Annotated in this window: 8 protein-coding genes; 3 read left to right on the top strand and 5 right to left on the bottom strand. The window is 60.1% G+C overall.

What is annotated here, in order from left to right:
* The first annotated feature begins 176 nt into the window (after positions 1 to 176).
* Entirely contained in the window at positions 177 to 875 is a 699-nt protein-coding gene (aqpZ, locus tag VC35_RS26875) for an aquaporin Z (RefSeq protein WP_046043691.1), read from the top strand.
* Between the two features lie 11 nt (positions 876 to 886).
* Here aqpZ and VC35_RS26870 read toward each other — a convergent pair whose 3' ends face one another.
* Positions 887 to 2,011, bottom strand: coding sequence for a GNAT family N-acetyltransferase (locus tag VC35_RS26870; protein ID WP_046043732.1), 1,125 nt, complete (start codon positions 2,009 to 2,011; stop codon positions 887 to 889).
* Between the two features lie 280 nt (positions 2,012 to 2,291).
* Between VC35_RS26870 and VC35_RS26865 the strand changes: the two genes are divergently transcribed.
* Positions 2,292 to 3,623, top strand: coding sequence for a putative porin (locus VC35_RS26865; protein WP_046043690.1), 1,332 nt, complete (start codon positions 2,292 to 2,294; stop codon positions 3,621 to 3,623).
* Between the two features lie 338 nt (positions 3,624 to 3,961).
* Here VC35_RS26865 and VC35_RS26855 read toward each other — a convergent pair whose 3' ends face one another.
* From VC35_RS26855 to aceK, 3 genes are all read right to left on the bottom strand, one after another.
* Positions 3,962 to 5,083: a beta-ketoacyl-ACP synthase III gene (locus VC35_RS26855; RefSeq protein WP_046043688.1), complete on the bottom strand. Its 1,122-nt coding sequence runs from the start codon at positions 5,081 to 5,083 to the stop codon at positions 3,962 to 3,964.
* Between the two features lie 277 nt (positions 5,084 to 5,360).
* Complete coding sequence (gene hrpA, locus VC35_RS26850) at positions 5,361 to 9,272, bottom strand: ATP-dependent RNA helicase HrpA (protein ID WP_046043687.1); 3,912 nt, start codon at positions 9,270 to 9,272, stop codon at positions 5,361 to 5,363.
* A gap of 136 nt (positions 9,273 to 9,408) precedes the next feature.
* A complete protein-coding gene (gene aceK / locus VC35_RS26845; RefSeq protein ID WP_046043686.1) occupies positions 9,409 to 11,127 on the bottom strand; it encodes a bifunctional isocitrate dehydrogenase kinase/phosphatase in 1,719 nt (572 codons plus the stop codon).
* Between the two features lie 159 nt (positions 11,128 to 11,286).
* Here aceK and VC35_RS26840 point away from each other — a divergent pair, with 159 nt between their 5' ends.
* The gene (locus tag VC35_RS26840; protein WP_046043685.1) at positions 11,287 to 12,195 is read left to right on the top strand and encodes a DMT family transporter; all 909 of its coding nucleotides are present in this window, start codon (positions 11,287 to 11,289) and stop codon (positions 12,193 to 12,195) included.
* 116 nt (positions 12,196 to 12,311) lie between these two features.
* Here VC35_RS26840 and VC35_RS26835 read toward each other — a convergent pair whose 3' ends face one another.
* Positions 12,312 to 13,175, bottom strand: a complete 864-nt coding sequence (locus VC35_RS26835) for a DMT family transporter (RefSeq protein ID WP_046043684.1) — start codon at positions 13,173 to 13,175, stop codon at positions 12,312 to 12,314.
* Between the last annotated feature and the right edge of the window lie 484 nt (positions 13,176 to 13,659).

Genomic DNA, 13,659 nt, shown 5'->3' with positions numbered 1-13,659 from the left:
ACACCAATAGTCCACAAAAAACCGCCAGGCCCCGTCAACAACGGGTCTTGGCGGTTTTTTATGCCTGCTGGAATTCTGAAAAAACCGTGCTGTACTCACTCCAACGTTCTGGAGATGGTTCTGCAGTCCATCGGCTGGATGCTCAAGGCAGCATAATCTCGAAAGGGCACTCTCTTATGTCTCTGTTAAAACGTTCGGCGACTGAGTTGGTAGGTACGTTCTGGCTGGTGTTGGGTGGTTGCGGCAGTGCGGTGTTGGCGGCAGCTTTCCCGGAGGTGGGGATCGGTCTGCTCGGGGTGTCCTTCGCGTTTGGCCTGACAGTGCTGACCATGGCTTTCGCCATCGGCCATATTTCCGGCTGCCATCTCAATCCTGCGGTGTCCCTCGGCCTGGTGGTAGGTGGGCGGTTTCCGGCCAATGAATTACCGGCCTACATCGTTGCCCAGGTCATTGGCGGCGTGATTGCAGCCGCCCTGCTGTATTTCATTGCCAGCGGAAAACCCGGTTTCGAACTGGCGGGAGGCCTGGCGTCCAACGGCTACGGCGAACACTCGCCTGGCGGCTATTCGATGGCGGCAGGGTTTGTCTGTGAACTGGTGATGACCGCGATGTTCATCCTGATCATCCTCGGCGCCACCGACAAGCGTGCACCGGCTGGACTGGCACCGATTGCCATCGGCCTGGGGCTGACGCTGATCCACCTGATCTCGATCCCGGTCACCAACACCTCGGTCAACCCGGCGCGCAGCACCGGCCCGGCGCTGATCGTCGGCGGCTGGGCGATTCAACAACTGTGGATGTTCTGGGTCGCACCGCTACTCGGTGCAGTGGTCGGCGGCGTGCTGTATCGCTGGCTGGGCAAGGAAGAAAGCTGAAACGTTGAAGATCAGCCTTGTCGATAAGGCAAGGCTGACTTCGCCTCCTCTGCATAAGCCAGTACTCCCAACCGCTCCTGCTCCAGGAAGTCTTTCACCGCAGCTTTCAATCCAGGATGCCGCAGGTAGTGCCAGGAATGGGTAATGACTGGCTCGAATCCGCGAATCAGTTTGTGCTCGCCCTGGGCACCGGCATCGAAACGCTGGAAACCGTTGGCAATGGCATAGTCCATGCCTTGGTAGAAGCAGGTCTCAAAATGCAGGCGATCGAACTCCGCCAGGCATCCCCAGTAACGACCATAAAAGCTGTCCCCCCCCACCAGACTGAACGCCATCGCCACCGGCCGTGAACCTTGCTTGGCCAGCACCACGCGAATCGACTCTGGCATGCGTTCGGCCAGCAGGCTGAAAAACTCTCGCGTCAGATACGGCGCTTGCCGGCGCACCGCGTAGGTGTTGGCGTAGCAGGCATAGACGAAATCCCATTGCGCCTCGCTCAGTTCCCGACCTTCGAGCCATTCGAAATCGAAGCCCTGCCCGGCCACCTGCTCGCGCTCCTTGCGCATCTGTTTGCGCTTGCGCGAACTGAGCACGTCGAGGAAGTCCTGGAAATCCCGGTAGCCGCGATTCTGCCAGTGGTATTGACAGCCAACGCGCTGCAGCCAGCCCGGTTGCTCGCTCAGTGCCGCGTCGGTGAACGGGTCGGTGAAGTTGATGTGCGCACTGGAGAGCCCTTCAAGCTCAAGGTAGCCCGGCAGGCTTTTCAATAACTCGAAACCGTCTTCGACCGTGGCCGCCAACAGCCGCGGCCCAGTGACCGGACTGAACGGCACCGCGGTCAACAATTTGGGGTAGTAGTCGATGCCGGCACGTTCACAGGCATCGGCCCAGGCGTGATCGAACACGTACTCGCCGTAAGAATGCCACTTGCGGTAACCGGGCAGTGCGGCGATCAGTCGATCCCCTTCGACGTGCAATAAATGCTCGGGCTGCCAGCCGGTATGGGGTCCGACGCTGCCGCTGTCTTCCAGTGCGCTCAAAAAGGCGTGACGCAGAAAAGGCTGAGTTTCGGGCACCAGTGCGTCCCACGTCTGCGGGGAGATTTCTGACAGTTTTTGCAGGCGTTGCAACGGCATCACCATCCTCACTCTTTATGGCGTGAAAGCCCCGCGAGTATCGCCTATCGCTCTGCAATGCACACGGGCAAAACGACGACAGTGCTCTAACTCAATAGTTCACGGCGACTTTGTATCGTCATGGACATGACATCACATTGCCACTGCTCTGTAATAAACCATCGCGATACTGGCGCCTGTTTTTAGAGCGCCGGGTTATACCCGGCCACAGTTTTCCGCCCCTTATGGTCGGTTGTGTCCCGGATGGCTCTGTCATCCCCTCTCATCTTCGGAGATTGATATGCGTCTTGCTTCCACGAAAACTGCGGCGGCCTTGTGTGGTGGCCTGTTGCTGGCCATGAGTGTTCCGGCCAGTGCCGCAGTCGACGCCAAACTGCTCGACATGCTCAAGGCTAACGGCTCGATCACCAACGCGCAGTACAGCGAACTGCAAGCCGAGCTGGCCAGGGATCAGAAAGACCAGCAGATCGCCCGTCAGGCTCAGCAAGAGACCAACGAGCAAATCGCAGCCACCGCGAAGAAAACCGACGCTCTGAGCACCTTCGACCAGAAGCTGGCATGGGCCGCCAAGACCCAGTTCAAGGGTGACGTGCGCTTCCGCGAAGAAACCGTGCACAACGATGGCGTGCCGAACAACAAGGACCAGGACCGTCAGCGCATTCGTGCCCGCCTGGGTGCCTACAGCGAAATCAACCCGCAGGTCGACACCGGTATCCGTATCGCCACCGGCAATAACGACGACGCTCGCTCGACCAACCAGGACCTGAACAACTACTTCGACAAGAAGCAGATCTGGCTGGACCAAGGTTACATCGACTACCACCCGGACGCGATCAAGAACCTGCACCTGGTTGGCGGCAAGATGCCACAACAATGGGTGAGCATGGGCGACATCATCTGGGATAGCGACATCAACCCGGAAGGTCTGGCCGTCACCTACAAATACCCACTGAGCGGCACCACCGAGCTGTTCGGTAGCGCCGGTCACTACACCCTCAAGGACAACGTCGACGGTGAAGGCGTGCAGTTCAAACACGACCTGCGCCTGTACGCTGGCCAGTTGGGTGGTCGCTTCGCCATCACCGACAGCATGAAAATGACGTTGGGCGGCAGTATCTACTCCTACGACAACGACAGCAGCAGTGCCTGCCCTACCTCCGGCACCGTCACCACGCCATGCGCACTGGCCGTCAACGGCAACAGCCCGGGCGAAACCTTCAAACTGTACGAAGGCTTTGGTCAGCTCGACTTCTCCAACCTGCCAGTTCCGCTGTCGATCTACGGTCAGTACGTCAACAACACCGATGCCAGCAACGACCAGGACACTGGCTGGTTGGCCGGTGTGAAGTCCAAGGTCTACGGCTTCAACCTGGACTACAACTACCGCGACGTGCAGCGTAACGCTGTGGTGGGTGCCTTCACCGACTCCGACTTCGCCAACGGCTTCACCGGTTCGCGCGGCAGCAAGATGAAAGTGAGCTACGATCTGGACAAGAACTTTGCCTTGGGCGCGACCTACTTCATGGCGACTTCGGACCAGACCAACGCCAACATCAAGAAAACCGACTCGGACATCAACACCCTGCAACTGGATGCCGAAGCGAAGTTCTGATTCACCCCGCTACACGACTCGGGCAAGGAAGCCCGGGCTCCTTTTACAGCCTGGCGTTGGTGTGTCGGTCCCCATCATCCTCCGATGCATCAACGCGAGACTGTTTTCTCTCCCCTACCCATCGAATCAGCTTTATGTGGCGAGCGAGCTTGCTCGCGCTGGACTGCGAAGCGGTCCCAGAACCAACCACCTCGATTTGCCAGACATGCCGCATTAGCTTGTTTACGACGACGTCGTCGCCGAACGGGAGCAAGCTCCCTCGCCACAAAAGCCCCGCCAAAAAAAAATCGCAGCTTTCGGCTGCGATCTTTTCTTCTGCTGCGACAGCTAATTCAAAATCAGCGCTTGCGCAGCAACACACTACCAATCGAATAACCGGCACCGAACGAACTGAGCACCGCCAGCGAACCGGCGGCCAGGTCGTCCTGGTTCTTGTGGAACGCAATCACGGAACCGGCGGAACTGGTGTTGGCGTAGGTGTCGAGAATCACCGGAGCTTCCTGTTCGGTGGCGTCGCGACCCAGCAGTTTCTTGACGATCAGGTGGTTCATGCTGAGGTTGGCCTGGTGCAGCCAGAAGCGTTTCACATCGCTGACGTTGAGCTGGTTCTCTTGCAGATGCTCACTGATCAGTTCGGCAACCAACGGGCAGACTTCCTTGAACACCTTGCGGCCTTCCTGCACGAACAGTTTGTCCCTGGCACCGATGCCCTCTTGCGCCGCGCGGTTGAGGAAGCCGAAGTTGTTGCGGATGTTGTTGGAGAACTTGGTCAGCAGCTTGGTGCTGACGATGTCGAACTGGTACTTGGACGTCGCCAGGTCAGCACGCTCGATGATCATCGCAGTGGCGGCATCGCCGAAGATGAAGTGGCTGTCGCGGTCACGGAAGTTCAGGTGGCCGGTGCAGACTTCCGGGTTGACCAACAGGACTGCCCGGGCCTGGCCCAGTTGCACGCTGTTGGCGGCGGTCTGGATGCCGAAGGTTGCGGACGAGCACGCCACGTTCATGTCGAAACCGAAACCCTGGATGCCCAATGCTTCCTGGACTTCGATGGCAATGGCCGGGTAGGCACGTTGCAGGTTGGAACAGGCGACGATCACGCCGTCGATGTCCGCGGCGGTCTTGCCGGCGCGCTGCAAGGCTTGTTCAGCGGCGCCAATGGCCATCTGGCACAGAACCGACCACTCGTCGTTGGAACGCTCCGGCAGGCGTGGGGCCATGCGTTGTGGGTCGAGGATGCCGTCCTTGTCCATGACAAAGCGGCTCTTGATGCCCGAGGCTTTTTCGATGAATGCGGCGCTGGACTCGGTCAATGCTTCAATTTCGCCGCGCGCAATGGCGTCGGCGTTGTCGGCGTTGAATTGCGCCACATAAGTATTGAAAGACTGCACCAGCTCTTCGTTGGAAATGCTGTTGGCCGGGGTGTACAGGCCGGTGCCGCTGATGACAACGTTATGCATGGTCGTGTCTCTAATCTGTTCAGGCAGAAAGCATTGGCACCGTCGTACCAACACACAAAGGGTCTATTCCCGTCCGGGGGACGCAAACCTGGCATCGCTTTATTCCGACCTGCCCGAGACCGTGAAGGCTCAAAACCGCGGGGCCGGCGTTTATAGGCGCGAAGTTTGCCATAAACGTGGGCATTTCGCCCCTTTTGCTGGATCAAACTCCCACTGACACACCACCTGAGCTGTGGGAGCGGGCTTGCTCCCACAGGGTATTGCACCAGCCTCGGGACTACGGTTCGACTTGCGACCACTGCTTGTTCAGGCGCTTGTCGGAGATAGGCACCTTGGTTCCCAACTGTTGTGCAAACAGCGAAACCCGGTATTCCTCCAGCCACCAGCGATACAACTCCAGTTGCGGATCGCGTTTGCCTTCCTGGGCGTGTTTGTTGGCGCGGGTTTGGTATTGCGTCCACAGCCCGCTCAACTCGCCGCTCCAGACCCGGTCACGCTGCACTTGGGCACCGATTTTTTCAAAGCGCTGCTCGATCGCCTTAAGGTAACGCGGCAACTCCTTGAGCCATTGCATCGGCGTTTCCCGGACAAATCCCGGATAGACCAGGTGGCTGAGCTGCTGCTTGATGTCGTTCAGGGCCACGGCTTGCGCCAGGTCAATCTTGCCTTTGAAGCGTTTTTGCAGGCCATGCCAGAGCTTGAGTATTTCCAGGGTCAATTTCGCCACACGCTCGGCGTGCTCAGTCCAGGCACCACGCTTGCGCTCGGCCAGGGACGCCAGACCCGCACCGTCACGGGGCAGCGGGTCTTCGCCCTCAAGAATGCAGCTGTCGAGGCTGGCCAGCAGAATGTCCTCCACCAGCGCATCGACGCGCCCCATGTCGCGGTACAGCAGGCCCAGTTCGGTCAGGCCCGGCAACTTGCCACGGAGGAACTTGGCAGGTTCGGCCAGTTGCTGCATCAGCAAGCGTTGCAGGGCACGGCGATGCTGAAACTCGGCCTCGGCCGGGGTCGAGAAACGCCCTTCCTTGACCGTGCCGGCCTCTTCCACCAGCGCCGGGTAGACCGTCATCGACAGCCCGGCGATCTTCTGTTGGGTTTTCTCGGCCACGGCGGCGAACACTTTCGGTTCAACCGGCTGCTGGCTTTTCGCGGTTTGCGGCACCGCCAATGCTGCCTGGCTGGCCTCGGCGAAACGCGCCGTCAGTTCGGCCAGATCGCGACCTTCGCCGAGGAACTTGCCCTGGGCGTCGACGATTTCCAGGTTCATGCGCAGATGGCTTTCGACCTGCTGCGCGGCCTCGGCCCAGGCTTCATCGCTGACCCGCGCACCGGTCATGCGCAGCAACTCGCGCCCCAAGGCCTGGGGCAGCGAGCCCTCGGCAAAGGTCATGCGCTGCAAGGCTGCCTTGACGAAGTCCGGCACCGGTACGAAATTCTTGCGCAAGGCCTTGGGCAGGTTGCGCACCAGGGCAATGCACTTGGCTTCGATGACGCCCGGCACCAGCCATTCCAGGCGTTCCGGTGGCAGCATCGGCAACAGCGGTGCCGGCACGCGCAGGGTCACGCCGTCGCGCGGGTGATTCGGTTCGAAGTGGTAGCTGAGGGCCAATTCCAGATCGCCGATGTGCAGCGTATCCGGGTAATGCTGGGCGGTGACTTCACTGGCTTCACGGGCCAGCACGTCTTCCTCGCGCATGATCAGCAGTTGCGGGTCTTTCTGGCTGTTGATCCGGTACCAACTGTCGAAGGTCGCGGTCTGGTGGATCTCCGCCGGCAGTCGCGCGTCGTAGAAGGCGTACAGGGTTTCTTCGTCGGCGAGGATGTCGCGACGACGGGCCTTGGCTTCCAGTTCGTCGAGTTGTTCCAGCAATTGCTTGTTGGCCGTCAGGCACTTGGCCCTGGACTGAATCTCGCCGCGCACCAGCGCTTCGCGGATGAACAACTCGCGGGACACCACCGGGTCGACCGGGCCGTAATGCACCGGCCGGCGCCCGACCACGATCAGCCCGAACAGGGTGATCTGCTCGAACGCCACGACCTGCCCACGCTTCTTCTCCCAATGGGGCTCGAAGTGGTTTTTCTTGATCAGGTGCCCAGCCAGCGGTTCGATCCAGTCGGCATCGATTTTCGCCACCATACGCGCGTAGAGCTTGGTGGTTTCCACCAGTTCGGCAGTCATCAGCCACTGCGGGCGCTTCTTGCCGATGCCCGAGGACGGATGAATCCAGAAGCGCCGCTGACGGGCGCCAAGGTAATCGCCGTCTTCGGTTTTCTGCCCGATCTGGCTGAGCAACCCCACCAGCACGGCTTTGTGCAGCTTCGGATAATCCGCCGGCTCTTTGTTGAGGCTCAACTGCATGTCGCGGCAGATCAGGCTCAGTTGGCGATGGGAGTCGCGCCACTCGCGCAGGCGCAGGTAATTAAGGAAATTCTTGCGGCACCAGTTACGCAGCGGGCTCGCGGTCAGCGCCTGACGCTGTTCTTCGAAACCGCGCCACAGATTGACCAGCCCGGCGAAGTCCGAGTCGACGTCTTTCCACTGGGCGTGGGCCTGATCCGCCGCTTGCTGACGCTCCGGCGGACGCTCGCGCGGGTCCTGGATCGACATGGCGCTGGCGACGATCAGCACTTCCTGCAAGCTGCCGAGCTTCGCCGCTTCCAGCAGCATGCGGCCCATGCGCGGATCCACCGGCAGCCGTGCCAATTGACGACCAAGCGGGGTCAACTGGCTATTGCGATCCACCGCCGAGAGTTCCTGCAGCAGGTTGTAACCGTCGCTGATGGCCTTGCCATCCGGCGGCTCGATGAACGGGAACGCGCTGACCTCGCCGAGGCGCAGATGCAGCATCTGCAGAATGACCGCCGCGAGGTTGGTGCGCAGGATTTCCGGATCGGTAAATTCCGGGCGCCCAAGAAAATCTTCTTCGCTGTAGAGGCGGATGCAGATACCCGGCTCGACCCGCCCGCATCGACCTTTACGCTGGTTGGCGCTGGCTTGGGAAACCGCTTCGATCGGCAGGCGCTGGACCTTGGCGCGATAGCTGTAGCGACTGATGCGCGCAGTGCCGCTGTCGATCACATAGCGAATGCCCGGCACGGTCAGCGAGGTTTCCGCGACGTTGGTCGCCAGTACTACGCGACGTCCAGGGTGCGACTGGAAAATCCGCTGTTGCTCGGCTGGCGACAGTCGCGCGTACAACGGCAGGATTTCGGTGTGCTTGAGCTGGGCCTTGCGCAGCATGTCGGCGGCATCGCGAATCTCGCGCTCGCCGGGCAGGAACACCAACACGTCACCGGGACTGCGGCGTTCACTGCGCTCATAAGCGGCGATTTCATCGAGGGTGGCGAGGATCGCCTGATCCACCGTCAGGTCGTCCTCGACGCGGTTGCCCTCTTCGTCCTGCTCCAGGGTCAGCGGGCGATACCAGGTGTCCACCGGGTAGGTGCGGCCGGAGACTTCGACAATCGGCGCGTCATCGAAGTGCTTTGAGAAACGCTCCAGGTCGATGGTCGCCGAAGTGATGATGACCTTCAGGTCCGGACGACGTGGCAGCAGGGTTTTCAGATAGCCAAGCAGGAAGTCGATGTTGAGGCTGCGTTCGTGGGCTTCGTCGACGATGATCGTGTCGTAGCGTTCCAGATACCGGTCGTTCTGGGTTTCCGCCAGCAGGATGCCGTCGGTCATCAGCTTGATCAGGGTGCTGGAATCGCTCTGATCCTCGAAGCGCACCTGATAGCCGACCAGCGCACCGAGCGGCGTACCGAGCTCTTCGGCGACCCGGCTGGCGACGCTGCGCGCAGCGATCCGGCGTGGCTGGGTGTGGCCGATCAGGCCATGCTGGCCGCGACCGATTTCCAGGCAGATCTTCGGCAACTGGGTGGTTTTACCCGAGCCGGTTTCGCCAGCGATGATCAACACTTGGTGCTTTTCCAGCGCCTTCTTGATTTCGTCGCGCTTGGCGGCAATCGGCAAACTGTCGTCGTAACGAATCACCGGCAGACTGGCCTTGCGCGCCAGCACCTGCTCGCAGGACGCCTGCATCCGCGTCACCCACTGGCCCAGCCTGGCCTCGTCGGGTTTCTTGCGCAGCTCAAGCAACTGCCGCCGCAGCCGGTGGCGGTCGGCAAGCATGGCGTGATCGAGGTTTTTCAGCAGTTTGTCGATGGAGGGCGATTCGTCGGTCATCGGGTACGCAATTCAGTCGTCTAGTGGCGCAGGGTGCCGATTGTCGCAGAAAAGCAGCTTCAAGCGGCAAGCTACAAGCCGCAAGTTAAAAGCGGCTTCTAACTTGCCGCTTGTAGCTTGCCGCTTGCAACTGTTCCTATTCGTTATCCAGCCCTTTACGCCGATACGGGAATACATCAATCACCTTCCCCGCCCGAATCGCTTCCTGCAGGCTTTTCCAGTAATCGGCGTTGTACAACTCGCCATGCAGCTGATCGAACAACTTGCGTTGCCGGAAATCGGCAAACAGGAACGGCGGAAATTCCTCGGGGAACACGTCCAGCGGCCCGATCGAGTACCACGGTTCGGACGCCATTTCATCTTCCGGGGTGCGCGGTAACGGGATGTGGCGAAAGTTCGCCTCGGTGAGGAAGCAGATCTCGTCGTAGTCGTAGAACACCACCCGACCGTGACGGGTCACCCCGAAGTTCTTCAGCAGCATATCCCCGGGAAAGATGTTGGCCGCCGCCAGTTGCTTGATCGCCAACCCGTAATCTTCCAGCGCTTCGCGCACCTGCGCCTCGTTGGCGTTTTCCAGGTAGAGGTTCAGCGGGGTCATGCGGCGCTCGGTCCAGCAGTGACGGATCAGCACCGTATCGTCTTCCACCGACACTGTGGACGGCGCGACTTCCAGCAATTCCTCCAGGCACGCCGGATCGAACTTGCTCAAGGGGAAACGGAAATCGGCGAACTCCTGGGTATCGGCCATGCGCCCGACGCGGTCGACGCTTTTTACCAGACGGTATTTTTCGATCACCGTGGCGCGGTCGACGTTTTTCGACGGCGAGAAACGGTCCTTGATGATTTTGAACACGGTGTTGAAACCCGGCAGGGTAAACACGCTCATCACCATGCCGCGCACACCGGGGGCCATGATGAACTGGTCGTCGGTGTTGGCCAGGTGATTGATCAGCGCCCGGTAGAACTCGGACTTGCCGTGCTTGTAGAAACCAATCGAGGTGTACAGCTCGGCAATGTGCTTGCCTGGCAGGATACGCCGCAGGAAGCCGATGAACTCCGCCGGCACCGGCACATCCACCATGAAATACGAGCGGGTGAACGAGAAGATGATCGACACCTCCGCCTCGTCGGTGATCAGCGCATCGATCTGGATGCCGCGACCCTCCAGGTGCAGCAATGGAATTGCCAGCGGCCATTGCTCATCGGCGGTGTAGATACGCCCCACCAGGTACGCGCCTTTATTACGGTACAACACCGAGGAAAACAGCTCGACGCTCAGCTCCGGGTCCTTGCACACCCAATCCGGCAGGTTCTCGCGCAGTTGCGCTTCGAGGCGCTTCAGGTCACCGGACAGGTCGGCGTAATCCTCGCTGAAGCGGTAGTCGGCGAAGATGCTGGCGAGCATCGCCGACAATTGACCTTGCGGCTTGTAGGTTCGGGTTTGCGCGGCCCGGGCACGGCGCAGGCTCGGCCGGGTGGTGTGGATGAACATGCAACCGTCGCTGATCAGGTCATGGCTGAACAGCCCGCAGAAAATCGAGTTGTACCAGGTCTCGGACAGTTCGTCGTCGAAGCGCAGGTCGATCAGGCTGATGTAGGCGCTCTTGACCAGCGGCCAGCAGCTGACGTCCAGGGTGTCAGCGTCAAACGCGGTGCGCAGTCGCTCCACCGTTTCACCGACCTTGTCTTCGTACAGATTGATCCGCGCCGCCGACGCCGACTGCGTCTCTTGCCACCGGGCCTGTTCGAAGCGGGCCCGGGCGCCGTCGGTGATCTGGCGAAAATGCTCGCGGTAATCGTCAAAGCCATCGAGGATCAAGCGGGCGATGTCGGCGGCTGGCCATTGCTGCGGCATAGTGAGACCTCTGCGGGAATTCGGGAGGCTTGAGCTTAGCCAGTGAACCGGGTGCAGGAGAAGCGCAATTTTCCAGCCGAATTAAATGCCCGGTTTTCGGTTGCCATCGGTCACACACTCAGCAACACTTTCGCCCCTCCCCCAAGGAAGGACCGCGCTGTGAACCCCGTCGATATTTTCCGTTTACTGTCACTGGCGGCCATTTGGGGTGCGAGTTTTCTGTTCATGCGCATCATCGCCCCGGTGATTGGCAGCATTCCTACCGCTTTTTTCCGTGTATCGATAGCCGCTGCCGGACTGCTGGTGATTCTTGGGCTGATGCGCATCAGTTGGGATTTCAAGGGCAAACTCAAGACCGTGATGCTGCTTGGTGTGATCAACTCCGGCATCCCGGCGACGCTCTATTCGGTGGCCGCGCAGGTGCTGCCAGCCGGTTACTCGTCGATTTTCAATGCCACGACACCCTTGATGGGCGTGCTGATCGGCGGCCTGTTTTTCCATGAAAGGCTCACTGGCGCCAAACTCGGCGGCGTGTTCCTGGGGCTGTTCGGCGTGGGCGTGCTGACTCGTGCCGGTCCGGTGGCGTTCGATATGCAATTGCTGATGGGCGCCGTCGCCTGCCTGCTCGCGACCACTTGCTACGGATTTGCAGGGTTTCTGGCCCGCCGCTGGCTCGATCAGGCCGGGGGTCTCGATAGCCGTCTGTCCGCGTTGGGCAGCATGCTCGGCGCGACGCTGTTCCTGCTGCCGCTGTTCGGCTACAGCGTGATCAGCCAACCACCCGCGAGCTGGGGCGGCTGGAGTGTCTGGCTCTCGTTGCTGGGGTTGGGTCTGGGATGCACAGCGTTTGCGTACATTGTTTACTTCCGGCTCCTGAGCTCGATCGGTCCGGTGAAATCGATGACTACGACCTTTTTGATCCCGCTGTTCGGCGTGTTGTGGGGGGCGCTGTTTCTCGATGAGCCGCTGTCGATGGCGCATATTTATGGCGGGTTGTTGATTGCGCTGGCGTTGTGGCTGGTGTTGAAGCCGGCTGCTGTGAAACCAGGCTTGGTGGCTGACCGGTAGAATTGTTGCGTTGCGGATGACGCCTTCGCGGGCTTGCCCGCGAAGGCGTCTGATCAGACGCCAAAAATCACAAAGACCCAGAGTATTGCTCCAGGCCTTCTCGGGTTTACCCGCAATCAAGCGGTTTTGCGGAACACAAACACCAGACCGACGATGATCAACAGCATACCGAACAGGCTCAACATCGCCAGGCGATTGCCGAAGATCAGATAGTCCATCACCGCCGTTACCGCCGGCACCAGGTAAAACAGGCTGGTGACGTTCACCAGATTGCCCCGAGCAATCAAGCGGTACAGCAACAGCGTCGCCAGCACCGATACCACAAGCCCCATCCACAGCACCGGCAGGATGAAACCGCTGCTGTGTTCGAAGTGAAACGGCTGAAAGGGAACGAAAACCCCGCACAACAGCAGTCCGGCCAGATACTGCACCGGCAGTGTACCGAGGGGATTGTCGGTGATGCGTTTCTGCATGATCGAACCGAAGGTCATGCTCGCCAGCGCCAGCAGACCGAAAAGCATCCCGGCCAGCGACATCCCGGCCAGCCCGATGCCCTGGTAGACCACCATGACCAACCCGGCCAGCCCCAGGGCCAGACCGAACATCCGGCGCCAGGAACGCTGGCGCTCCATCAGCACTACGGTGAGGATCGGCTGCACGCCCATGATGGTCGCCATCACCCCGGGCGTGACTTTAAGGTCCAGGGCCAGCAGATAGAAAATCTGATACGCCCCCAACAACACCACGCCGGTGGCCATCGCATACAGCATCGGTTTGCCGCCCTTGGGCAACTTCAGCTTGAGCAACGGCACGAGCAACACCAGGCCGCATAGGGCGATGACGAAACGAAACATCAGGAAGGCAAAGGGCGACGCGTGAGCCAGCCCCCATTTGGAGAAAATCGCCCCGCTGCTCCACAGCAGAACGAACAGGCTCGTGGACGCCGCCGCGAGCGCGGACTTTTTCGAAAGGACAAACATGAATACCACCTGTAGTCAGGCAAAAAGCCAACTCAGCAAAAAGCTGAAATCCAGTAGTTTTTCAGGCAGGCATGGGGAACAGCAGAAGGCAGCTGATCAGCCCGAAATGCCAACGCCTGGCGGTGATGCAACTGCGCACACCGACGTGCTACTGACAGGTGGGGGGTAATGACTGATCTGCCCGGGCTGCTGATTCCCGCACGGCACGACGCCAGCGTTGACCGCTGAATCGACTACCGCGTTGATGAGGGATGCAGGCATTGGGCTGATCTTTGATTGAGGGATGAAAAGGTGAGTCCTGAAACTCACTGTGCGCTGACTATAACCAGCCCTCGACATGGATTGCAACGACTTGGTCAAAAGGCCAGTAATGACAGCTGGCACAGAATCAGCATTGTGCGGTTGGAGGGGTTGCATGGGATTCCCCGGATCGAGTAGGAGGCGGATTTACATCCGCCGTCCTCTCACACCACCGTACGTACGG

The sequence above is a fragment of the Pseudomonas fluorescens genome (assembly GCF_000967965.1).
Classification (GTDB): domain Bacteria; phylum Pseudomonadota; class Gammaproteobacteria; order Pseudomonadales; family Pseudomonadaceae; genus Aquipseudomonas; species Aquipseudomonas grandcourensis.
This window is presented reverse-complemented; position numbering and strand designations above follow the sequence as displayed.